Consider the following 23,381-nt stretch of genomic DNA (forward strand, 5'->3'; position numbering starts at 1 on the left):
CCGGCAAAGTGTGCAGCGGTTTTCCGGCAACATCATGCTCAAACAATAGCCCGAAGCGGATCGCGCCTCAGGCCGTCGCGGCCGCGTTAGCCAAAGCAGCGTCGGCCGCCATCTGCGCGCGGCGCAGCCGCCGCGCCCGCCTGCGATCGCACCAGGCCTGGGTCAGGCGCTCGGTCGTCGCCTTGATGGAGGAGAGCAGGCCGAACAGCGTCACGACCGCGCCAAACAGCCACATCGCCAGATCGAACGCGCCGCCGACGAGCAGCAGCGCGCCGCGGCCGAGCAGCTTGATGATCGCGCGCGTCTTGCCGCCTTGCGCTTCCGCAAGCCGCACGGCGCGCGCGACGTCCTTGGGGCCCTCGGCGATGCGGAGCGTATCCATGGCCCCGCGCGTGCCGGTCTTTCCGGCGACGCGCGTGACGTCCTTGCCGAGCCGGACCAGCGCACCGGCCTTCTCGGCCCGGAACGCGGCCTTGATCGCGCTCACGGTCTGGCCTGGGCGCAGCACCGAGCCCGATGCCACCGCGTTCCGCAGCATCGGCGCATCGACGACCTCGCGCGCGGACCGGCCGGCCCATGCGGCGAGCCCCTCGCCGAGCCGTCCGAGCTTGCGCGCATCCTTCACCAGCGTCAGTCCTGCGCGCACCGGCGCGGCACCGCCGACGGAGATGTAGGTTGCCGCCGTCACCGCAAGGCCGGCCGCCGCAAGGGAGAGCACGAGGCGGTCGGTGTCCTCGCCCATGGCGAGGTGCTTGCCTTCGCGCACCACGTCTCTGATGTCGCCGAACACGAAGAGATCGCCGGCCACGGTCCCGGACAGGCTGGCGACGTCGTCCGCGTTGCCGGTGACGAGACCCGTGGCGAAGCGCTTGGCGAAATGCGCGGTGGAATTCTCCGCTTTCACCGCGTCGGCGACGCGGCTCAAGAGGTCGTCGGGGAGCGCAATGTTGCGCTCGCGCGCCAGCGTGACGAAACTGTCGGCGAGATCGGCATCGCCCGCCGCGAGCGCGGCCTCGATATTGTCCTGAACCAGGCGGTCGTTGTGCCGGAGCAGCGCATCGAGCTTCAGCTCGGAGAGCGCGGCCGGATCGTCCTGGGCGGCCAGGATCGCGCCGGCCTCGCGGGCATGCGGCGCCACCTGCGCGAGCACGAAGCCGCACACGGCCATTCCCGCCAACGCCGTACTGATTCGCAGCCACTTCATGTGGAAAAGCCCGGATGCCCTGAGATCGCTTGCGCGGAACACTACGTCTTTCGTCCCGGTTTCACGCAACCACAGAGATAGTATGCCAAAATTGCGACACAACGTCCCCGACGAAAGAAGGGCTTCTCTAGGGGCGCAAGATTGTGTCGAATTTGCATGAGCAAATGAGCATGGGGCGCTTGCGAAGCTTTTCGGTTCCGCTGGACTAGCAATCACCTGTACCCGCCAGTATGGTCCGCAGCGCCTCAAAGATGCCGCGTAAGTTCGTGATTGTATCTGCCGCCATTGCCACTCCAGGATGAACTTCGATGTCCGACCATGTCGTCCCGCACTTCCACAACGATGCCGGTGTCCCCGTCATCGAGATCGGCTCGCAAGAGTTCATGTGCGTGGGCGCCAATCCTCCGTTCGACCATCCGCACGTCTTCCTCGACCTCGGCAACGACAACGAGATCATCTGCCCCTATTGCTCGACGCTGTACCGCTTCGCGGCCGACCTGAAGCCCGGCGAAGCCCGCCCGCCGGAATGTGTGCTGAAGGACAAGGTGGCCTGACCGCGTCCATCGGTTAAGGGGTGGCGCTCTCCCGAACGATCGTCGTCGCCGGTGCCGGCATCGGTGGCCTGACGGCCGCGCTCGCGCTCGCCGCCCGCGGCTTCCGCATCGTCGTGCTGGAGAAGGCCGAACGCCTCGAGGAGGTCGGCGCCGGCCTGCAGCTCTCGCCCAATGCCAGTCGCGTGCTGGTCGAGCTCGGCCTCACCGAACGCCTCAAGCTGCGCGCCGTCACCCCGGAAGCGCTCTCGATCATGAGCGCGCGCGCCGGCGGCGAGCTGCTGCGCATGCCGCTCGGCGAAGCCGCCTCGCTGCGCGCCGGAGCGCCCTATTGGGTGGTGCACCGTGCCGACCTGCAAGCGGCCCTCGCCGGCGCCGTCGCCGACCATCCCGACATCGACCTGAAGCTGGGCGCGACCTTCGAGGACGTCGCGCCTCACGCCAAGGGCCTGACCGTGGTCCATCGCAGCGGCACGATCCGCCGCAGCGATCTCGCCAGCGCGCTGATCGGCGCCGACGGCATCTGGTCGACGGTGCGCCAGCATCTGTTTCCCGAGGTGCAGCCGCGCTTTTCCGGCCTGATCGCCTGGCGCGGCACGCTCGATGCCACGCAATTGCCGAAGGACTATACTGCGCGCCGGGTGCAGCTCTGGATGGGACCGAACGCCCATCTGGTCGCCTATCCCATTGCGGGCGGGCGCCAGATCAATGTGGTCGCGGTGCTGCCGGGCACCTGGAACCGGCCGGGCTGGAGCACGCCCGGCGATATCAGCGAGGTGATGGACGCCTTTGCCGGCCCGCGCTGGCCGCCGGCGGCGCGGATGCTGCTCGCCGCGGTCGACAGCTGGCGCAAATGGGCGCTGTTCGGCGTGCCGGACGGCTGCCCCTGGAGCAAAGGTTCGGTGGCGCTGCTCGGCGATGCCGTGCACGCGATGCTGCCGTTCGCAGCCCAAGGGGCCGGCATGGCGATCGAGGATGCCGCCGTGCTCGCCCGGCATTTGAGCCTGGAGGCCGCCGAGAGCAGCAAAGCGGTTGCCGCCGCGCTGACGCAATACGGCCGTGCCCGCCAGGCGCGGGTGCGGCGGGTGCAGCGGACCGCGCGGCAGCAGGGCCGCATCTATCATCTCAGCGGGCCGCTCGCGCTCGCACGCGATCTTGCGATCCGCGCGCTCGGCCCGCAGCGCATGCTGGCGCGACAGGACTGGATCTACGGCTGGCGGCCTTGATGCGGCGCGCCGCCGGCGCGGCGCCTCAGCGGGCCGCTTTGCCGGATTGCGACGCGGATTTGGCGCTGGCCGCGGGCGATGCCGGAGGTGGCGGCGCCTCGGGCGGCGTCTCCCGGCATCTGTTGCGGCGCCAGGCATCCTCGGCCAATTGGACCTGCCCGCGCACGGCGATATAATCGTTGCGATAAGCGAGTTCGGACACAACGGCGCCGCCGGCCCCGGTCTCGGCCTTCTCCATCAGCCTCTGCAGATCGGCGGTGCGCTTGGCGAGGTCCTTGCGCTCGGTCTCGAGCTGCTTGCAATCGTACAATTCGTATTTGGCGGGATCGGCAAAGGCCGGTGCGATCGTCTCGCTCACGCCGGCGCAGCCGGACAGCGCGAGGCCAGCCGCAAGCAGCGCGAACAGCGCGCCAAAGCCGCGCAGCGAAAAGGAAAACGAAGCAGCCATGCCGGATGAATAGCCCCCGTGGATTGAGAATGCCTAAAGCAGCAACAGATGTCCGGATTGAGGCTTTGCCTTGCGCCCCCGGCTCGCTTAAGGAAGAACCGTCCCTCCGGCGGCGAACGCGCCAATTCCAGACCGCCGGAACGGACTTAAGTGTTTGATCTCGTTGGATCAAGCGGGCATGGCGGAATTGGTAGACGCAAGGGACTTAAAATCCCTCGGTGCGCAAGCGCTGTGCCGGTTCGACCCCGGCTGCCCGCACCACTAGCTTGTATCACCCCCGCTCGAGGCGCTCGGGCTCTGCGCGGAAATCGAGCAGCACGATCCAGAAGCAGATCAGCGCGGTGACGAGGAGGATGAAGGTGCCCTCGATCGGCGCGCCCAGAAGCGAGACCAGTGCCGGAAAGGCGAGGCCGATGCCGAGGATGGCGGCGAGCGCCAGGGACGGAAGATCGACGATGAGGATCGCGGCAAGAAGCGCGAGCTCGAAGAAGGCATATTCCTTCAGACGCGGCGAGCTGAGATAGAGCGCGAACATGGCGAGCACCGTGATGCGCATGCCCGTGCGCGGGTGATCCATCAGCCAGCGATCGAGCTGCGTCAGGAGCGATGCCCCGTCGCGCACCGGTCCGCTCGCGGCCGCGCGCAGGACGGACAGCGCGAACGGCACGAGCACGAGCGCGAGCGCCGCGAACGCATAGGCCGCCAGCATCGCCGGCTTGCCGTCCCCGAAGCCGACCTGGACCATGAGGTCGCGCGCCAGCAGCAACAGCGACGGATTGGTCTCCACGAGACCGACGGCATGCTGACCGGGAATTTGTCCTGCGATCGCGAGCAGCCAGTTCGCGAACAGATCGGGATACAGCAAGCGCGACAGCGCGAGCGGCAACGCGAAGGCGAACGCGGCCACCGCGATCAAGGCCAGCTTGCGGCCACGCGGCAGCGGCAGGAAATAGAGCGCCGCCAGCACCGGGACGAACACCAGCTTGAACGAGGTCACGAGGCCGAGCAGCGCAGCGCCGGCGATGCGCCAGGAAAAGTTCGAATTCTGTTCGGATGCGAGCGGGCGTAGCAGGAGCTTCAGCGCGATCGCGGTCAGCACTCCGCTCAGCAGCGCAAAATTTCCCGACGCCACCACGAATTCGAAACCGACGAACGCGCCGAGCGCGCAGAGCACCTTCAAGCCAGCATCGCGCGCGCTGGCACGCGTCCGGCCAAGGCCGGGCAGAAGCAGCGCGCAGAGCACGGCGAGGACGAGAAAGATGCTTCGGTAATGATCGAGCAGAACCCCGCCCGCGCAGAGGGGACGGAAGACGTCCAGCGTCACCGGCAGATAGGGATAAGAATAGGTGGTGCCCTTCAGGTTCTTGACGAAGTAGGGATCGAGCCCGTCGGCATGCGCATCGACCGCCGCGCAATTGACCCGGACGTCCCAGCCATACGGCAGGTCGAGCGAGGCATCGTTGGCGAGATTACCGAGCACCAGCAGCGCGGTCAGCGTGACCACGCCGGCAAGCCAGACGTTGCGCCTGGCAGCCTTGGCCGCAGGCGCCAACCATCGTGCTGCACCTGATATGTCGGACACGGGCGATACCCTGTTTGGCTTCTCGCGGCGCCGTTGCGGCAGCCGGTCCGACCACAATGGACAGGACGGGTTGCCGATTCATCTCCCCGGCGTGCCGCGCCCGATCTTATGGTGAATCCCTGGTTGCAGGGCCCTGCCCTCCGGCGACGCGGCTTCGGAAAACGCTTCGATGTGCGCGGCGACGCGGCGGATGGCCATCAGGCCGGCGACGGGCCCTCACCCGTTTTTGACCACTCCTGCTCCGCCTGCCAGCCATCCCGAAACATGGGTTGTGCAACGCAGCATCGGGGCTAGATAACTCGCTTGATTGCAGGGGTAAGCTTCTTGTCCGACGTCAATGCCGACGGTTGGGTGTCCTCGGGACACCGCCCAATGGGTTTTCCGGAATTCGTCATCGTGATCGCGTCCATCATGGCGCTGAATCCGCTCGCGATGGACATGATGCTGCCGGCGCTGCCCAATATCGGCGCCGCCTTCAAGATTCCCGTCGAGAACCATCTGCAACTGGTGCTGTCGACCTTCCTGATCGGCTTCGGCGCCGGTCAGTTCGTCATGGGTCCCCTGTCGGACCGTTTTGGGCGCCGACCGGTGCTGCTCGGCGGCATGGCGGTCTATGCGGTGGCGAGCGTGCTGGCGGTCATTGCCCCCTCGTTCGAGACGCTGCTGCTGGCGCGTGCGCTCCAGGGGCTCGGCACCGCGGCGACGCGCGTGATCGCGACCTCGATCGTGCGCGATTGCTATGTCGGCCGCCGCATGGCGAGCGTGATGTCGCTCGCCATGATGATCTTCATCGCGGTGCCCGTGGTCGCGCCCTCGTTCGGACAGGCGGTGCTGCTGGTGACGGCGTGGCGCGGCATCTTCGTGGTGCTGATGCTCTACGGCCTGCTCGCGCTCGCATGGTGCGTGCTGCGGCTGCCCGAGACGCTTCCCGAGTCGAAGCGCAGGTCGCTGGCGCCCTCCGACGTGCTCTCGGCATTCCGGCAGACCCTGACCCATCGCCAGACCGTCGGCTATGCCACCGCCGCCGGCAGCGTCATCGGCGCGCTGTTCGCCTATGTCTTCTGCGCCCAGCAGGTCTTCACCAGCATCTATCATCTCGGCCAATATTTCCCGCTGGCTTTCGCCGCGATTGCCGCCGGCACAGCCATCGCCGGCTTCCTCAATGCGAGGCTGGTCGGCCGGCTCGGCATGCGCGTGATCTCGCACGGCGCGCTGACGCTCTACACGGCCGTGGCCGGCGTGATGCTGCTGACGGAAAGCCTCGGCGTGCTGCCGCTCGCCTTGTTCATGGTGCTCTCGGCCCTGATGATGTTCTCGTTCGGCATGATGGTCGCCAACTTCACCGCGCTGGCGATGGAACCGCAGGGCCACATCGCCGGCACCGCCTCCTCGCTGTACGGCTCGATCACCACGCTGATCGGGATCGTGGTCGGCATGGCAATCGGGCAGAGCTTCGACGGCACGCTGCTGCCGTTCTCGATCGGCTTTTTCCTGTCCACCCTCGCCGCGCTCGCGATCGTGCTGGTGGTGGAGAAAGGGCGGCTGTTCAGGCCGCATCATCGCCCGATCAGCTAGGAACTTCCCGCCCCTCGCGATGTTGTACTGCAGCAATTCAGAGGATTGGCGAGATGGAACAAGAGAACAGATCGGATCAGCCCGCGTCCGAGATCGAACGGCCGATTTCGCAGCCTCGTTCCGATGAACGAATGGACTCGAGCTTGGCATTCGTGAGTGAAGGGCTCGAGCAGCTGCGCGACAGCCACTGCTAGACGAGCGCGATCACAGACCGCCTCATAGAAAACGGCGCCGCAGGAAACTGCGGCGCCGTTCGTATTCACATGCAAGGCGCGCGGCGCGTAAAGCGCGATGAGATTCGGACCATCGTCATCGCGCTTTAGGTTGTTGTTTGCGCGTGATCTTTCCGGAAAACCGCTTCGCACTTTTCCGGATCATGCTTTATTCCTTCTTGTCGATGTTCCAGAACACCGGCGTCGCGGGGCCGTCGAGCACGCCCGTCAGCGATTTGCGCCAGCCGCTCGGGATGAGATACTGCCCCAGCGGAATGTAGATCACCTGCTCATAGGCCTGCTTCTGGATATCGGCGGCGATCTTCTTCTGATCGTCGACCGAGGCCGCGCGGACGAAAGCGTCCTTGAGCTGCTCGATCTTGGCGTCCTCCGCCCAGCCGAACCAGCCCTTCTTGCCCTGGCCGCCGATCGAGAGATTGGCGATCGGGTTGGACACGTCGGCCGCGACCCAGTTGGTGAAGAACATGTTCCAGCCACCTTCCTTCGGCGGCTTCTGGCTGGCGCGGCGGCTCACCACCGTCTGCCAGTCGGTCGCCTGAAGGTCGACCTTGAAGCCGGCCTCGCGCAGCAGCTGGGCCGAAACGATCGGCTGCGCCTTCAGCGTCGTGACGTCGCCAGGGGCCATGATGACGATCGGCGTGCCGTCATAGCCGGACTCGGCGAGCGCCTTCTTGGCTTGCGCCATGCCGTTCCCCTTGACCAGGGTCTCGGAGCCCGCATCGGTTGCGAGCGGCGTGTCGCAAATGAAGAACGCGCCGCAGATCTTCTGATATTTGGCGTTGCCGACCAGCGCGTCGAGCACGTCCTTCTGGTTCAGGGCCAGCAAGGCAGCACGCCGCACCTTCACGTTGTCGAACGGCGGATGCAGGAAGTTCATCCGGCCGAGCGTCTGGAAGCCGAACTTGTTCAGGACCTCGATGGTGAGCTCCTTGTTGCCTTCCAGCACCGGCAGCATGTCGAACGGCAGGTTCTCCATGAAATCGATGTCGCCCGACTGCAGCGCGTTCACCGCGGTCTGCGAGTCCGGCATGGTGATCCACTCGACGCGGTCCACCTTCACCACCTTGCCGCCGGAGGTCCAGCTCGCCGGCTCCTTGCGCGGCACGTAGTCAGTGTTCTTGACGTAGACCGCCTTCACGCCGGGCTGGAATTCGCCCTGCACGAACTTGAACGGACCAGAGCCGATCTGCTCGGGGATCTGCTTGTCCGGCGGCGTCTCCGCAAGGCGCTTCGGCATCATGAAGGCGACGCGCGAGGACGGCTTGCCGATGGAGTCGAGCACCAGGCCGTAGGGCTCCTTCAGCTTCAGCGTGATGGTCTTGGGGTCGGTCGCCTCGATGCTGGCGGTGAAGTCCATGAGCTTCTGTCCCATGCCGTCGACCGCAGCCCAGCGCTTCAGCGAAGCGACGCAGTCCTCCGCCGTCACCGGCGCACCGTCATGCCACTTCAGGCCGTCGCGCAGCGTGAACGTGTAGGTGAGCTTGTCGTCGGAGACCTTCCAGTCCGCCATCTGCGGCTGGACCTTGAAATTCGAGTCGGTGGCCACCAGCGTGTCGTAAACCATGTAGCCGTGGTCACGCGTGATGTAGGCCGTGGTGAAGATCGGATCGATGATGCGCAAATCCGAATGCAGCACCGCCGTGAGAGTCTTGCCGGCCGCGAGCACCGGCGAGGCCAGCGCGGTCGAAAGCGCGACGACCGACAGCGCAAGTGTGGAGGCGAACGCGCGAGGCCCCCGGCGCATGAAGTGGAACATAGAAAGTTCTCCTGACGTGAAACTGTTCAAAGGCAGGTTATTGGTTGAGCATAAGGTTCGTTCGTTGGGCGAACTAACCTCATGCAATGCCTTCGTCTTTCGAGACTTGCAGACAGGGTGAAGCGCGTCAATCCGGTTTCGGTGCAAGCCCTTGCGGCGCGCGCACGGGCTCCACAAAGATCGGTTTGGCTCTACAACACCCTCCGCTTGTCCCGTCCGCGCCAATGCAATGCGCGTTCCATCTTTCCAAGCTTGAGAGACATTGAGATGAATCCTGCCAATCTTCCCTTTGATTCCGAGGCCATGCTCGAAGGCCTGCGCGGCTGGATCGAATGCGAAAGCCCCACCTGGGATGCCGGTGCCGTGGACCGCATGCTCGATATCGCAGCGCGAGATATGGCGATCATGGGTGCGACGATCGAGCGCATCGCCGGCCGCCAGGGCTTCGGCGGGGTCATCCGCGCGCGCTTTCCCCACCCGAAGCAGGGCGAGCCGGGCATCCTGATCGCCGGACACATGGATACCGTCCACCCGGTCGGCACCATCGAGAAGCTGAAATGGCGGCGCGAAGGCAACAAGTGCTACGGCCCCGGCATCTACGACATGAAGGGCGGCAATTACCTCTCGCTGGAAGCGATCCGGCAGCTGGCGCGCGCATCGTTCACCACGCCGCTGCCGATTACCGTGCTGTTCACGCCGGACGAGGAAGTCGGCACGCCCTCGACACGCGACATCATCGAGGCCGAGGCCGCGCGCAACAAATACGTGCTGGTGCCGGAGCCCGGCCGCGCCGACAACGGCGTCACCACCGGACGTTACGCCATCGCACGCTTCAACCTCGAAGCGACGGGCCGGCCGAGCCACGCCGGCGCGACGCTGTCCTCGGGACGCTCGGCGATCCGCGAGATGGCGCGACAGATCCTCGCGATCGACGCCATGACGACGGAGGACTGCACCTTCTCGGTCGGCGTCGTGCATGGCGGCCAATGGGTCAATTGCGTTGCTACCACGGCGACGGGCGAGGCGCTCTCCATGGCCAAGCGCCAGGCCGATCTCGACCGCGGCGTCGAGCGGATGCTGGCGTTGTCCGGCACCAGCAACGACGTCAGCTTCAAGGTCACGCGCGGCGTGACGCGGCCGGTCTGGGAGCCCAATGCCGGCACCATGGCGCTGTACGAGAAGGCCCGCGGCATTGCCAAATCTCTCGGCATGGAATTACCGCATGCAAGCTCCGGCGGCGGCTCGGACGGCAACTTCACCGGCGCGATGGGAATCCCCACGCTCGACGGCCTCGGTGTGCGCGGCGGCAATGTCCACACGCTCGAAGAGTATGTCGAAGTCGAGAGTCTCGCTGAGCGAGGACGGCTGATGGCGGGGCTGCTGGCGACGCTGGAGTGATCGCGAAGCGATCCCGTAGGTGGGCAAAAGGCGCAAAGCGCCGTGCCCACCGTTTTCCCGACCGAAAGCAGGTGGGCACGCTCCGCTTTGCCCACCCTACGAAGATTGGCTGCACCGCAAAAACTGTGGCCCTCGTGGCACGGGAATTGCTGAAATGTTAGGCTGATGGCAGGCTGGCCGAAGAGCCCTGCCCAATTTGACTCTAAACTGACGGATCCAACTTGCTCGGATATCTCCTTCGCCGAATTCTCGCCGCCGTGCCCGTGATGGGCGTGGTCGCGCTGTTCGTTTTCCTCCTGCTCCGCCTCACCCCCGGCGATCCCGCCGCGATCCTCGCCGGCGACAACGCGACCCCGGAACGGCTGGAGCGCATCCGCGAATCGCTCGGCCTCAACGAGCCGCTGATCGTGCAGTTCGTCACCTGGGTGAACAAGCTGCTGCACGGCGACCTCGGGACGTCGCTGATCTCCAATTTGCCGGTGATGAAGATGATCGGCCAGCGCGTCGAGCCGTCGATCTCGATCGCGTTGTGCACCATCATCCTCGCCGTCGTCGTCGCAGTTCCCTTGGGGGTGATCGCGGCGTGGAAGCACGGCACCTGGATCGACCGTTTCGTGATGGGTCTATCCGTGCTCGGCTTCTCGGTGCCGGTGTTCGTGGTCGGCTATGTCCTCATCCAGGTCTTCGCGATCGAGCTGCGCTGGGTGCCGGTGCAGGGCTTCCGTAGCATCTTCAACGGCTTCGGTCCGTTCTTCGAGCGCATGATCCTGCCGACCTGCGCGCTGTCCTTCATCTACGTCGCACTGATCGCGCGCATGACGCGTGCGGCGATGCTCGACGTGCTCGGCGAAGACTACGTGCGAACGGCGCGCGCGAAGGGCATCAACGAGGTTGCGGTGATGATGCGCCATGCTCTGCGCAACGCCGCCGTGCCCGTAATCACCGTGATCGGCACCGGCTTTGCGCTCTTGATCTCCGGCGTCGTCGTCACCGAGAGCGTGTTCAACATCCCCGGCATCGGGCGTCTCACCGTCGATGCGGTGCTGGCGCGCGACTATCCGGTGATCCAGGCGATGATCCTGCTGACCTCGCTGATCTACGTCGTCGTCAATCTTCTCATCGACGTCGCCTACACCCTGCTCGATCCCCGGATCCGGTACTGAGGCAAGGACAAGAACAAAATGTCGGTCGATACCCTTCCCCAGTCCTCCATTCCGATCACGTCGCCGCTGCGGCCGCGATTCGGATTCCTCACCTCGACCCCGATCATCGCCACCGCGACGTGCCTGCTCGCCTTGATCGTGGTAGTCTCGATCCTCGCGCCGCTGATCGCGCCGCATGATCCGATCCAGCTCGCCCCGTCGCAGCGGCTCAAGCCATCTTCCGCACAGTTCCTGCTCGGCACCGACGCCTACGGCCGCGACGTGTTGTCGCGCGTGATCTATGGCGGCCGCATCTCGCTTCTGATCGGCATCGGTGCGGCGATCCTGTCGATCGCCATCGGGCTGGCGATCGGCCTCGTCTCCGGCTTCTTCAAGCTGGTCGATTCCGTGATGATGCGCGTCATGGACGGCCTGATGGCAATGCCGAGCATCCTGCTCGCGATCGCCGTGGTGTCGCTGTCCGGCGCCAGCCTCTGGACCGTGCTGATCGCGATCACGATCCCCGAGATTCCGCGCGTTGCACGCCTGGTCCGCTCGGTCGTGCTGTCGGCGCGCGAGGAGCCTTACGTCGAGGCCGCGATCTCGGTCGGCTCGAGCCTGCCGAAGATCATGTGGCGCCACCTGATGCCGAACACGATCGCGCCGCTGATCGTCCAGGGCACCTATATCTGCGCCAGCGCCATCCTGACCGAGGCGATCCTCTCCTTCCTCGGCGCCGGCATCTCGCCGGAGACGCCGACCTGGGGCAACATCATGGCCGAGGGCCGCCAGTACTTCCAGATCAAGCCATCGCTGATCTTCTGGCCGGGCCTGCTGCTCTCCATCGCCATCCTCAGCATCAACCTGATCGGCGACGCCGCCCGCGACGCCCTCGATCCGCGCATGAAGCAGCGGGAGGGGAAGTGATGCGAGTAGCGTTGTCATTCCGGGGCGCGCGTAGCGCGAGCCCGGAATCCATTTCACCACGCGTGCTGCGGCCCGATGGATTCCGGGCTCGCGACTTTGTCGCGCCCCGGAATGACGGAGAGAATTGACGTGACCGACACCATCCTCGACATCAACAACCTCGTCGTCTCCATCGGCAAGCAGCCGAAAGGCGCCAACATCATCGACGGCATCTCGATCCAGGTGCGCGAGCGCGAGACGCTGTGCCTCGTCGGCGAGAGCGGCTCAGGCAAGTCGGTGACCTCGCTCACCACCATGGGCCTGTTGCCGAAGGGCACGCTGGTGCCAACCGGCGGCAGCGTGAAGCTGGTCGGCGAGGAGCTGCTCACCGCCACCGACCGCCGCCTGCGCCAGCTGCGCGCGACCAAGATGGCGATGATCTTCCAGGAGCCGATGACCGCGCTCAATCCGGTGGTGCCGGTCGGCCGCCAGATCGACGAGGTGCTCCGCGCCCACACCAAACTCGATGCCAAAGCGCGCAGGAAGCGCATTCTCGACATGATGGAGCAGGTCCACCTGCCCCAGGTCGAGCGCATCTTCGCCTCCTACCCGCACCGTCTCTCCGGCGGCCAGCGCCAGCGCATCATGATCGCGATGGCGCTGGTGCTGGAGCCGAAGCTGCTCATTGCCGACGAGCCGACCACCGCGCTCGACGTCACCACGCAGAAGCAGATCCTGTCGCTGATCCGCGAGCTCCAGCGCGATCACGGCACCGCCGTGCTGTTCATCACGCACGACATGGGCGTGGTCGCCGAGATCGCCGACCGCGTCGCGGTGATGCGGCAGGGCCGGCTGGTCGAGACCGGTCCGCTCGAGACCGTGCTGCGCAATCCGACCATGGAATACACCCGCAACCTGCTCTCCTCGGTGCCGAGCCTGGTGCCGCGCCCGCCGCGCGAGGAAACCCGCGAGCCCGTGGTGCTGGAGGCCAACGAGCTCGGCAAGGTCTACAAGGAGCGCGCCTTCTTCGGCAAAGGCCGCGAGGTCGTCGCTGCCGACAAGGTCACGTTGACCCTGCGCAAGGGCCGCACGCTCGGCATCGTCGGCGAAAGCGGCTCGGGCAAGTCGACGGTTGCGCGCTGCATCGTGCGCCTGATCGATCCGACTTCCGGCGGCGTGCGCCTCGCCGGCCGCGAGATCGCCGACATCTCGCGCCGCCTGTTGCAGCCGCATCGGCAGAAGATCCAGATCGTATTCCAGGATCCCTATCGTTCGCTCAATCCGCGCGTCACCGTCGGCGAGAGCATCGCCGAAGGCCCGGTCAATTACGGCGTGGCGCACGCCGACGCGATGAAGCGGGCGCGCGAGTTGCTCGAGCTGGTCGGCCTGCCGCCGGATGCGGTGTCGCGCTATCCGCACCAATTCTCCGGCGGCCAGCGCCAGCGCATCGCGATCGCCCGGGCGCTCGCGCTCGATCCGGACGTGCTGGTCGCGGATGAAGCGGTCTCCGCGCTCGACGTCTCGGTGCAGGCGCAGGTGCTGGAGCTGCTCGACGAGATCCAGAAGCGGCTCGGCATCGCCATCCTGTTCATCACCCACGACCTCCGCGTCGCAGCCCAGATCTGCGACGAGGTGGTGGTGATGCAGCACGGCCGCGTCGTCGAACAGGGACCGGCCGCCGAAGTGCTGACGCATCCTAAGGAGGCCTACACCAAGGCGCTGCTGGATGCGGCGCCCGGGCGGGGTTGGGATTTTGCGAACTTCAGGCCGGTGGCCGAGGGCGTGGGGGCGACACTGTAGCTCTCTCCTCTGACATTCCGGGGCATCGCGAAGCGATGAGCTATGGTGCGCAATTGCGCACCTGAGAATCCATTTAGCCGCGGACTCTGTCGCACGATGGATTCCGGGCTCGCGCCCAAGAGGGCGCGCCCCGGAATGACGGCGGAGTATGGGGCGCAGCATTCCCAAATCGTCTTGACCCTATGCACGTCGCGAGTGCTTCCTCACCTTGCCCTCCTCGCAAGGGCAAGGCTAACGTCGCGCACTTTCAATCGGGACTGAACTGAATGACACGTATTGCCGTCGGCGGCTTCCTGCACGAGACCAACACCTTCGCTCCGACGAAGGCGACATTCGCGGACTTCCAGCATGGCGGCGGCTGGCCGGCGATGACTGAAGGTGCCGACGTATTGAAGGTGATGCGCCGCATCAATGTCGGGCTCGCCGGTTTCGTCGACAGCGCCGAGGCGAACCGCTGGGAACTCATTCCGACCATCGCCTGCGGCGCGAGCCCGTCGGCGCATGTCACCGAAGACGCATTCGAGCGCATCGTGAAGGTCATGGTCGACGGCATCGCCGCCGCCGGCCCGATCGACGCCGTCTATCTCGACCTGCACGGCGCGATGGTGACCGAGCATCTCGACGACGGCGAAGGCGAGATCTTGGCGCGCGTGCGCCGCGTCATCGGTAAGGATGTTCCGCTGGTCACCAGCCTCGATCTCCACGCCAACGTCACGCCCGAGATGATGGAGCATGCCGACGCGCTGATCGCCTACCGCACCTATCCGCATGTCGACATGGCCGAGACCGGCCGCGCCTGCGCGCGCCATCTCGCGCTGCTGCTGCAGACGAAGCAGCGCTTCGCAAAGGCCTTCCGGCAATTGCCATTCCTGATCCCGATCAGCTGGCAATGCACCAACGACCAGCCCACCAAAGGCATCTACGAAAGACTCGCCGCGCTGGAGAGCGATGCCGTTCCCACCCTCTCTTTCGCGCCCGGCTTTCCCGCCGCCGATTTCCGCGACTGCGGCCCCAGCGTGTTCGCCTACGGCAAGACGCAACACGACGCCGATCGTGCGGCCGACGCGCTTCTGAAGCTGATCGAAAGCCACGAGAACGATTTCGACGGCAAGATCTGGACGCCCGACGACGGCGTGCGCCACGCCATGGAACTTGCCAAGGGCGCGCGCAAGCCGATCATCATCGCCGACACCCAGGACAATCCGGGCGCCGGCGGCGATTCCGACACCACGGGCATGCTGCGCGCGCTGGTGCGCAACAAGGCGAGTGCCGCAACCGGCGCGATCTACGATCCGGAATCGGCCAAGGCCGCGCACGCAGCCGGCGTCGGCGCCACCGTGACGCTGTCGCTCGGCGGCAAGTCCGGCATCCCCGGCGACGAGCCCTATCGCGAGACCTTCGTGGTCGAGCAACTCTCGGACGGCCGCTTCATCGCGCCCGGTCCCTATTACGGCGGCCGCGAGATGGAGATGGGCCCGTCCGCAGCCTTGCGCATCGGCGATGTCCGCATCGTCGTCTCTTCGCACAAGGCCCAGCTCGCCGACCAGGCGATGTACCGCTATGTCGGCATCGAGCCGACCGAACAGAAAATCCTGGTCAACAAGAGCTCGGTGCATTTCCGCGCCGATTTCGAGCCGATCGCCGAGAAGCTGATGATCTGTGCCGCGCCCGGTGCGATGCCGGCCGACACCGCTTCGCTACCCTGGACGCGCCTGCGCCCGGGCATCCGCATCAAGCCGAACGGCCCCGTATTCACGCCTCCCTCACGCTAACCGGACAGGACCACATGCCCACGATCGATCGCATCGACGGCTACGCCGACGAGCTCACCGCAATCAGGCGCGACCTCCACGCCCATCCCGAGATCGGCTTCGAGGAAGTGCGCACCTCCGGCATCGTCGCCGACAAGCTGAAGAGCTGGGGCATCGAAGTGCATCGCGGCCTCGGCGGCACCGGCGTGATCGGCGTCATCAAGGGCAAGGGCACCGGCAGCAAGCGCATCGGGCTGCGCGCCGACATGGACGCGCTGCCGATGGAAGAGAACACCAATCTGAAGTGGAGCTCGAAGATCCCCGGCCGCTTCCACGGCTGCGGCCATGACGGCCACACCACCATGCTGCTCGGCACCGCGCGCTATCTCGCCGAGACCCGGAATTTCGACGGCACCGTGCATCTGATCTTCCAGCCGGCCGAGGAAGGCCTCGGCGGCGCCCGCGCCATGATCAAGGACGGGCTGTTCGAGAAATTTCCCTGCGACGAGCTCTACGGCCTGCACAACGCGCCCGACCTCAACCATGGCGAGATCGCGATCCTGCCGGGCCCGGCCATGGCCAGTGCCGACTTCTTCGACCTGCGCATCACCGGCTACGGCGCGCATGGCGCGATGCCCGAGCGCTCCAAGGACGCGGTTGTCATTGCGACCACACTGGCGCAGGCGATCCAGACCATCGTCAGCCGCAACGTCGACCCGCTGCAGGCCGCGGTGATCTCGATCACCCAGATCCATGCCGGCTCCGCCTACAACGTCATTCCGGGCGATGCGCATCTGTGCGGCACCATCCGCACCTTCTCGAACGAAGTCCGCGCCCTGATCGCCGAGCGCATCCGCACCATCTGCGCCGGCATCGCCGCCGCCTATCAGTGCACGATCGAAGCCGACATCCGCGACACGTTCGGCGTTCTGGTCAACCAGGTCGAGCAGTCCAAGGTGGTCGAGGAGGTCGCGCGCACCATCGTCGATCCCGCCAACGTGATCACCCGCATCCAGCCGAAGATGGGCAGCGAGGATTTCGCCGACATGCTGGAGACGATTCCCGGCGCTTACTTCTGGGTCGGCCATGACGGCTCGGTGCCCGTGCACAATCCCGGCTTCGTGCTCGACGACAAGATCCTGCCGATCGGTGCCAGCATGTTCGCCCGCATCGTCGAGACGCGCATGCCGGTGGGTGGCAATGCATAAAAAGAGCGTCGAGGAAGCGGTCACCTCGCTGCACGATCTGTCCGCGGTCGACCTGATCGCGGGTTATCGTGCCAAGCAGTTCTCACCGAGCGAGGTGCTGGAGGACGTGCTCGCGCATGTCGCGGCGTGGGAACCGCATCTGAAGGCGCTCTATGCGTTCGACCCCGATGGCGCGCGCGAGGCCGCAAAGGCCTCGACCGCGCGCTGGACCGGCGGCGAGCCCTCCGGGCCGCTCGACGGCGTGCCCGTGACGGTGAAGGACAACATCGCGACCAAGGGCGTGCCGGTGCCGCTGGGGGCAGCCAGCGTCAAGCTCGTGCCGGCCGAGAAGGACGCGCCGCCCGCTGCGCGGCTGCGTGAGGCCGGCAGCATCATCTTCGCCAAGACCACCATGCCCGATTACGGCATGCTGTCCTCCGGGCTCTCCTCGTTCCATGCGCTCGCGCGCAACCCGTGGGATCTCAGCAAGAACCCGGGCGGCTCCAGCGCCGGCGCAGGCGCCGCCGCCGCGGCCGGCTACGGGCCCTTGCATCTCGGCACCGATATCGGCGGCTCGGTTCGCCTGCCCGCCGGCTGGTGCGGCCTCGTCGGCCTGAAGCCGAGTTTTGGCCGCGTGCCGATCGACCCCACCTATGTCGGCCGTGTCGCAGGCCCGATGACCCGCACGGTCGACGATTGCGCGCTGATGATGAGCGCGATCGCAAAGCCCGACCGCCGCGACGGCATGAGCCTGCCGGCCGAGTTGCTGAACTGGAAGGGGCTGGAGAAATCTCCGCGAAAACTACGCATCGGGTTGATGCTCGATCCCGGCTGCGGCCTGGCGCTGGAGAAGCCGGTGCGCGAGGTCGTAGTGAAGGCCGCGAAGGCATTCGAGTCCGCAGGCAGCGTCGTCACCGAGGTCGACGGCATCCTCACGCGCGAGATGCTCGACGGTCTCGACAATTTCTGGCGCGCGCGGATGTGGGACGATCTGTCCAAGCTGACGCCGGCCGAGCAGGCCAAGGTGCTGCCCTATATCTTCAAGTGGGGCGAGTCCGGGGCCAAGCTCTCGGGCGTCGACGTCATCCGCGGCTTCAACCAGACCATGGCGATCCGCGCGGCTGCGGCGAAGCTCTTTTGCGAGCTGGACTATGTGATCTCGCCGACCGCGCCGAACGTGAACTTTCCGGCGGAATGGGCGTCGCCGACCAACGATCCCATGAAGCCGTTCGAGCACATCGCCTATACCGTGCCGTGGAATATGTCGGAGAACCCGGCGATCTCCCTCAACGGCGGCTTCGACGCCAAGGGTTTTCCCATCGGCGTGCAGATCGTCGGCCGCCGCTTCGACGATATCGGCGTGCTCGGCATGGCCAAGGCCTTCGAAGGTCTGCGCGGCCCGCAGCGGCCCTGGCCGAAGCCGCCGACCCAATAACGCACCGTCGTCATTCCGGGTTGCGCCCTCTTGGCGCAAGCCCGGAATCCATTCATCCGCAAGGAGTGTGGAGAAATGGATTCCGGGTTCGCGCTTCGCGCGCCCCGGAATGACATGCTAGACAGTCGGACAAAGAACCAAGGAAGAGGAAACCAGCCATGGCGTATGAGACCATCAAGTACGAGGTCGCCGATCAGATCCTCACCATCACGCTGAACCGGCCCGACAAGCTCAACGCCTTCAACGCGCAGATGCAAGCCGAACTGATCGACGCGTTCGACGCTGCCGACAAGGATGACAATGTCCGCGCCATCATCGTCACCGGCGCCGGGCGCGGTTTTTGCGCAGGCGCCGATCTCTCCTCCGGTGCCGACACGTTCGACCGCGACGCGCGGCGCGGGCCGGTCAAGCGTTTTGCCGACGGCAAGGTCGACTATAGCGACCCGCAGGTGCGTGACGGCGGCGGCCAAGTGACGTTGCGCATCTTCAAATGCCTCAAGCCCGTGATCGCGGCGGTGAACGGCCCGGCCGTCGGCATCGGCGTCACCATGCAGCTCGCGATGGACATCCGCATCGCCTCAGAGGCCGCGCGCTTCGGCTTCGTGTTCTCCCAGCGCGGCATCGTGCCCGAGGCGGCCTCGAGCTGGTTCCTGCCGCGCATCGTCGGCATCTCGCAGGCGCTGGAATGGTGCTATTCGGGCCGTGTCTTCCCGGCGCAGGAAGCGCTTGCGGGCCGCCTCGTCAGCAAGGTCGTGGCCCCCGATGATCTGCTGCCGACCGCCCGAGCGCTCGCCAAGGAGTTTGCGGCAAAGACCGCGCCGGTGTCGGTCGCGCTGATCCGCCAGATGATGTGGCGCATGATGGGCGCCGACGATCCAATGGAAGCCCACAAGGTCGACAGCCGCGGCATCTACGCCCGCGGCCGCTCGGACGACGTCAAGGAAGGCGTGGTGTCGTTCCTGGAGAAGCGTCCCGCGCACTTCAAGAACAAGGTGTCGACCGACATGCCGGATTACTTCCCGTGGTGGACGGAGCGCGAGTACAAGTGACGAGCGCGTAGCGCGCCATAACGCGCAACTCGGCTGTTTGATCCATGCCAAGTGCGCATGGACAGTCGGTCGACAGGCCTGCTGCATCGCAAAACCACCTTGCGCTATCGTTCGCATCGCACAGGGAAGCGATGCCGATGCAACTTTGCCTGCGAATGGCGGCTCTCGCGCCACTCGTCCTTGCCGGCTGTGCCGAGCAGGACGCCGAGTGGGCGCAGCGCGGACGAGCCAGCTTGATCGGTCTCGACCAGTCGGCGATCCGCATGTGCGCCGGCCTGCCGGCCGGAACCGCCAAGGACGGTTCGGGCGAGATCTGGATGTACGAGCACGCGGCGAGCCCTCCCGGCGGCATCGCGCCGCCCACGCTCACGCTTCCGCCCGGCCTGAATATCGGAGGCCAGGCGCCGTCGGGCTATTGTCGCGTGCAGTTGCGCTTTGCTCGCGGCAAGGTCACCGAGGTGCAATATGCCGGGAATACCGACATCGGAAATGCGCGTGACGCCGTCTGCGGCCAGATCGTGCGGACTTGCCTCGGCTACGCGCCGGGCGGCCGCGACACCGTCGCGCGGACGTCACATCAGTAGCGCGACGCGTCCGATCGCCTTGCGGTCGAGCAACAGCCGCATCGCCTTCGCATAGTCCTTAAGCGGCAGGCGGTGCGAGACGTTGGGGCGCAGCTTGCCCTCCTCCGCCCATTGCAACAGCGCCTTCAGGCGGACCTCGCCGAGCGCAGGATTCTTCCGCACCGCTTCGCCGGCGCGTACGCCGAGCACGCTGGCGCCCTTGATGAGCAAGAGATTGGTCTTGGCTGAGCCGATGCCGCCGGTGAAGCCGATCACCAGGAGCCGCGCGCCCCAGGCGATGCAGCGCATCGAATCTTCGAAGACCTGACCGCCGACCGGATCGAACACGACGTCGGCGCCGCGCCCCTCGGTGATGCGCTTGACGGCATCGCGAAACGGCTCGCGGTCGTAGCGGATGAGATGATCGGCGCCGCGCGATTTCGCGATTCCGAGCTTCTCGTCGCTGGAGGCGGTCGCGATCACGGTCGCACCCAGCATCTTGCCGATCTCGACGGCGGCAAGGCCGACGCCGCCGCCGGCACCGTGGACCAGCAGCACCTCGCCGGGCGCCACCCGGCCGCGATCGATCAACGCGTGATAGGCCGTGCCGTGGCCGGCGAGATAGGTCGCAGCCTCCGCATAGTCGAAGGTGGACGGCATGGGAGTGAGCTGCGACGGCGTGACCACCGCTTCATCCGTGAAGGCACCAAAGCGCATCTTCACAATGACCTTGTCGCCGACGGCAACGCCGCTTGCCTCCGATGCCACCTCGATGACGTCGCCGGCCGCTTCCATGCCCGGCGTGAACGGCAGCTCCGGCTTGAGCTGGTATTCGCCGGCGGCCATCAGCACGTCGGGGAAGTTCAGCCCGGCGGCGCGGATGGCGACGCGTACCTCGCCCGGCTTTAGCGCGCGCGACGGAAACTCCTCCAACAGCAAACGCTCGGGCGCGCCGAGTTCGCGGCAGACGACGGCGCGCACCATCAGGCCGCGCTCGCCTTGCTGCGCTGAAGCGCTTCGCGGATCAGCGGCAGGCGGTCATTGCCGAAATACATGTCGGTCTTGTTCACGAAGATCGTCGGCGAGCCGAAGCCGCCGCGCGCGATGACCTCCTCGGTATTGGCCTTGAGCTGGTCCTTGATGCCCTGCTCGGCAATACCGGCGAAGAACTTCTGCTCGTCGATGTCGACCTTCCTGCAGATCTCCGCGAGCACCGCGTCCTGCGAGATGTCCTTGTCCTCGCCCCAATAGGCCTCGAACACTGATGTCGCGAACGGCACCATGTCCCGACCGAGCCAGAGGCAGCCGCGCATCACCTTGACGCTGTTCACCGGAAACACCGTCGGCGGCATCTTGATGGCAAGGCCCGCCGAACGCGCCCAGTCGGCGAGGTCCTTCTTCATGTAGCGCGCCTTCAGCGGCACCGGCTTCTCGCGCTGGGCATAGACGCTCGGATTGACGGTGTTGAAGATGCCGCCGACCAGGATCGGACGCCAGGTGATGTCGGCCCCGAACTCCTTGGCGAGCGGTTGGATGTTGTGGAAGGCGAGATAGGTCCAGGGGCTGGAACAGTCGAAGAAGAATTCGATCATGGGGGTTCCTTTTTGCTGTCATTCCGGGGCGCGCCCCTTTGGGCGCGAACCCGGAATCCATTTCGCCTCTCATTACGCTGCCCGATGGATTCCGGGTTCGCGACTTCGTCGCGCCCCGGAATGACGGCGTGGCCGTCACTTCCTTCCCAGCACTTCCTTAGCCCGTTGCCCGAACATGATCTTGCGTGATTCCTCGTCGAACGGCTCTTTCACGAATTTTCCGATCGCTAGCCCCGCCTGCACCTGCGGCCTTGCCCGGACCTCGGCATACCAGCGTTTCACATTGGGATAGTCGTCGAGCGTAAAACCCTGCGCCTTGTGGGTCATGGTCCAGGGGAAGCAGGCGATGTCGGCGATGGAATAGTCGCCGGCGACATAGGCGCCGGTCCTGGCCAATTGGCGATCGAGCACGCCGTAGAGCCGCGCCGCCTCGTCGCGATAGCGCTCGATTGCGTAAGGGATCTTCTCGGCCGCATAGAGCGCGAAATGGCCGTGCTGACCGAGCATCGGCCCGAGGCCCGCCATCTGCCACATCACCCATTGGATCGTGGTGGAGCGGCCGCGCCAATCGGCGGGCAGGAAGCGGCCGGTCTTCTCCGCGAGATAGATCAGGATCGCGCCGGTCTCGAACGCCGAGAACGGCTCGCCGCCATCAGCGGGCGCGTGATCGACGATCGCGGGAATACGGTTGTTCGGAGAGATCGCCAGGAACTCAGGATTGAACTGCTCGCCGGCGCGGATATTCACGGGGATCACCTGATAGGGAAGCCCGAGCTCCTCCAGCATGATCGAGATTTTCCAGCCGTTCGGCGTCGGCGCGTAATAGAGGTCGATCATGGGCCTTCCCTTGCGCCGTCCCTATCGCTGCCGCCAGCCAATGACGACTTTTGTTGTTCTGTACCTCGACGTTAGGACATGGCAGGAAGGGGCGCAACAATCTGCCGGGAGGGCCGCCATGCTGTTTCCAACCACGATCGCCGGCTCCTTGCCGAAGCCGGAATGGCTCGCCGAGCCGAACATGCTCTGGGCGCCCTGGAAGTCCGAAGGCGACGAGTTGCTCCGCGCCAAGCGCGATGCGACGCTGATCTGGCTGAAGCTCCAGGAGGACGCCGGCATCGACATCGTCACCGAAGGCGAGCAGGCCCGGCAGCACTTCGTGCACGGTTTCCTGGAGAAGATCGAGGGCATCGATTTCGCCCACAAGGTCGAGATGGGCATCCGGAAAGACCGCTACAAGGCGATGGTGCCGCAGGTGGTCGCGCCGCTGCGGCTGAAGGATCGCGTCCATGCCTTCGAGGCGCGCGTCGCGCGCACGCACACCAGGAAGCAGCTGAAATTCACCCTGCCCGGCCCGATGACGATCATCGACACCATTGCCGACCGCTATTATGGCGACAGGGTCAAAATGGCCTTTGCCTTCGCCGAGCTCTTGAACGAGGAAGCCAGGGCCTTGGAGGCCGACGGCGTCGATCTCGTGCAGTTCGACGAGCCCGCCTTCAACGTCTACATGGACGAGGTCAACGATTGGGGCATCAAGGCGCTCCAGCGCGCCGCGGAGGGCCTCACCTGCACTACCGCCGTGCACATCTGCTACGGCTACGGCATCAAGGCCAATACGGACTGGAAAGAGACGCTCGGCAGCCAATGGCGGCAATACGAGCAGATCTTTCCGGCCATCGACGCGAGCCCGATCCAGCAGGTCGCAATCGAGTGCCGCAATTCCAAGGTGCCGCTCGACCTGCTCGCGCTGCTCAAGAACAAGATTGTGCAGGCCGGTGTCATCGACGTCGCCAGCGATACGGTGGAGACGGCCGAGGACGTCGTGAAGGTGATCGAGGCGGTGTCGCAATTCGTGCCGAAGAGCAACATCATCGCCACCACCAATTGCGGCATGGCGCCGATGCGGCGCGAGATCGCCGAAGCCAAGCTGATGGCGCTCGGCGCCGGCGCGGCGCTGGCGCGCGAGAGGCTGGGGTGATGGCG

The 23,381-nt window shown here is 65.8% G+C and carries 20 protein-coding genes and 1 tRNA gene; 14 read left to right on the forward strand and 7 right to left on the reverse strand.

Annotated features, from left to right (window positions below):
* Positions 1-67: 67 nt before the first annotated feature.
* Complete coding sequence (locus I6F09_RS06140) at positions 68-1,204, reverse strand: hypothetical protein (RefSeq protein WP_225187671.1); 1,137 nt, start codon at positions 1,202-1,204, stop codon at positions 68-70.
* Positions 1,205-1,512: 308 nt separating this feature from the next.
* Here I6F09_RS06140 and I6F09_RS06145 point away from each other — a divergent pair, with 308 nt between their 5' ends.
* Complete coding sequence (locus I6F09_RS06145) at positions 1,513-1,758, forward strand: zinc-finger domain-containing protein (protein WP_008562814.1); 246 nt, start codon at positions 1,513-1,515, stop codon at positions 1,756-1,758.
* 20 nt (positions 1,759-1,778) lie between these two features.
* Positions 1,779-2,981 carry an FAD-dependent monooxygenase gene (locus I6F09_RS06150; RefSeq protein ID WP_225187672.1) on the forward strand — a complete coding sequence of 401 codons (1,203 nt, stop codon included), beginning with the start codon at positions 1,779-1,781 and terminating at the stop codon, positions 2,979-2,981.
* Positions 2,982-3,006: 25 nt separating this feature from the next.
* Here the strand turns inward: I6F09_RS06150 and I6F09_RS06155 are convergent, their stop codons facing one another.
* Complete coding sequence (locus I6F09_RS06155; RefSeq protein ID WP_225157093.1) at positions 3,007-3,429, reverse strand: twin-arginine translocation pathway signal; 423 nt, start codon at positions 3,427-3,429, stop codon at positions 3,007-3,009.
* Positions 3,430-3,601: 172 nt separating this feature from the next.
* Between I6F09_RS06155 and I6F09_RS06160 the strand changes: the two genes are divergently transcribed.
* Positions 3,602-3,690, forward strand: a tRNA-Leu gene (locus I6F09_RS06160).
* 10 nt (positions 3,691-3,700) lie between these two features.
* On the opposite strand, the gene I6F09_RS06165 is transcribed toward I6F09_RS06160, so the two are convergent.
* Positions 3,701-5,011, reverse strand: a complete 1,311-nt coding sequence (locus tag I6F09_RS06165; RefSeq protein WP_225187673.1) for a hypothetical protein — start codon at positions 5,009-5,011, stop codon at positions 3,701-3,703.
* A gap of 324 nt (positions 5,012-5,335) precedes the next feature.
* On the opposite strand from I6F09_RS06165, the gene I6F09_RS06170 reads away from it, so the two are divergent.
* Positions 5,336-6,586, forward strand: a complete 1,251-nt coding sequence (locus I6F09_RS06170; protein ID WP_225187674.1) for a multidrug effflux MFS transporter — start codon at positions 5,336-5,338, stop codon at positions 6,584-6,586.
* A gap of 381 nt (positions 6,587-6,967) precedes the next feature.
* Here the strand turns inward: I6F09_RS06170 and I6F09_RS06175 are convergent, their stop codons facing one another.
* The gene (locus tag I6F09_RS06175; protein ID WP_036015319.1) at positions 6,968-8,575 is read right to left on the reverse strand and encodes an ABC transporter substrate-binding protein; all 1,608 of its coding nucleotides are present in this window, start codon (positions 8,573-8,575) and stop codon (positions 6,968-6,970) included.
* Positions 8,576-8,842: 267 nt separating this feature from the next.
* On the opposite strand from I6F09_RS06175, the gene I6F09_RS06180 reads away from it, so the two are divergent.
* From I6F09_RS06180 to I6F09_RS06220, 9 genes are all read left to right on the forward strand, one after another.
* Positions 8,843-9,973 (forward strand): M20/M25/M40 family metallo-hydrolase, encoded by a 1,131-nt coding sequence (locus I6F09_RS06180; protein ID WP_225187675.1) that lies wholly within the window; start codon positions 8,843-8,845, stop codon positions 9,971-9,973.
* A gap of 221 nt (positions 9,974-10,194) precedes the next feature.
* Entirely contained in the window at positions 10,195-11,136 is a 942-nt protein-coding gene (locus tag I6F09_RS06185) for an ABC transporter permease (protein ID WP_225114725.1), read from the forward strand.
* An 18-nt stretch (positions 11,137-11,154) separates the two neighbouring features.
* Positions 11,155-12,042, forward strand: a complete 888-nt coding sequence (locus I6F09_RS06190; protein ID WP_036029754.1) for an ABC transporter permease — start codon at positions 11,155-11,157, stop codon at positions 12,040-12,042.
* Between the two features lie 129 nt (positions 12,043-12,171).
* The gene (locus I6F09_RS06195) at positions 12,172-13,821 is read left to right on the forward strand and encodes a dipeptide ABC transporter ATP-binding protein (RefSeq protein ID WP_225124813.1); all 1,650 of its coding nucleotides are present in this window, start codon (positions 12,172-12,174) and stop codon (positions 13,819-13,821) included.
* Between the two features lie 266 nt (positions 13,822-14,087).
* Complete coding sequence (locus tag I6F09_RS06200) at positions 14,088-15,593, forward strand: M81 family metallopeptidase (RefSeq protein WP_036045893.1); 1,506 nt, start codon at positions 14,088-14,090, stop codon at positions 15,591-15,593.
* Positions 15,594-15,607: 14 nt separating this feature from the next.
* Positions 15,608-16,780, forward strand: coding sequence for a M20 aminoacylase family protein (locus I6F09_RS06205; RefSeq protein ID WP_036015333.1), 1,173 nt, complete (start codon positions 15,608-15,610; stop codon positions 16,778-16,780).
* Positions 16,773-18,194 carry an amidase gene (locus I6F09_RS06210; RefSeq protein WP_225187676.1) on the forward strand — a complete coding sequence of 474 codons (1,422 nt, stop codon included), beginning with the start codon at positions 16,773-16,775 and terminating at the stop codon, positions 18,192-18,194. The genes I6F09_RS06205 and I6F09_RS06210 overlap by 8 nt, the downstream gene beginning before the upstream one ends.
* A 158-nt stretch (positions 18,195-18,352) precedes the next feature.
* A complete protein-coding gene (locus I6F09_RS06215; RefSeq protein WP_057029550.1) occupies positions 18,353-19,243 on the forward strand; it encodes a crotonase/enoyl-CoA hydratase family protein in 891 nt (296 codons plus the stop codon).
* A 137-nt stretch (positions 19,244-19,380) separates the two neighbouring features.
* Positions 19,381-19,827: a hypothetical protein gene (locus I6F09_RS06220; RefSeq protein WP_225114408.1), complete on the forward strand. Its 447-nt coding sequence runs from the start codon at positions 19,381-19,383 to the stop codon at positions 19,825-19,827.
* Here I6F09_RS06220 and I6F09_RS06225 read toward each other — a convergent pair.
* From I6F09_RS06225 to I6F09_RS06235, 3 genes are all read right to left on the reverse strand, one after another.
* Positions 19,816-20,790 (reverse strand): NADPH:quinone oxidoreductase family protein, encoded by a 975-nt coding sequence (locus I6F09_RS06225; RefSeq protein ID WP_225187677.1) that lies wholly within the window; start codon positions 20,788-20,790, stop codon positions 19,816-19,818. The two genes, I6F09_RS06220 and I6F09_RS06225, sit on opposite strands and share 12 nt — an antisense overlap.
* The gene (locus tag I6F09_RS06230) at positions 20,790-21,398 is read right to left on the reverse strand and encodes a 2-hydroxychromene-2-carboxylate isomerase (protein ID WP_225187678.1); all 609 of its coding nucleotides are present in this window, start codon (positions 21,396-21,398) and stop codon (positions 20,790-20,792) included. The genes I6F09_RS06225 and I6F09_RS06230 overlap by 1 nt, the downstream gene beginning before the upstream one ends.
* Positions 21,399-21,533: 135 nt before the next feature.
* The gene (locus tag I6F09_RS06235) at positions 21,534-22,235 is read right to left on the reverse strand and encodes a glutathione S-transferase N-terminal domain-containing protein (protein ID WP_225187679.1); all 702 of its coding nucleotides are present in this window, start codon (positions 22,233-22,235) and stop codon (positions 21,534-21,536) included.
* A 118-nt stretch (positions 22,236-22,353) separates the two neighbouring features.
* Here I6F09_RS06235 and I6F09_RS06240 point away from each other — a divergent pair, with 118 nt between their 5' ends.
* Positions 22,354-23,376, forward strand: a complete 1,023-nt coding sequence (locus I6F09_RS06240) for a methionine synthase (protein WP_225124801.1) — start codon at positions 22,354-22,356, stop codon at positions 23,374-23,376.
* Positions 23,377-23,381 lie beyond the last annotated feature (5 nt).

It is taken from the genome of Bradyrhizobium sp. IC3195 (assembly GCF_020193585.1).
Classification (GTDB): Bacteria; Pseudomonadota; Alphaproteobacteria; order Rhizobiales; family Xanthobacteraceae; genus Bradyrhizobium; species Bradyrhizobium yuanmingense.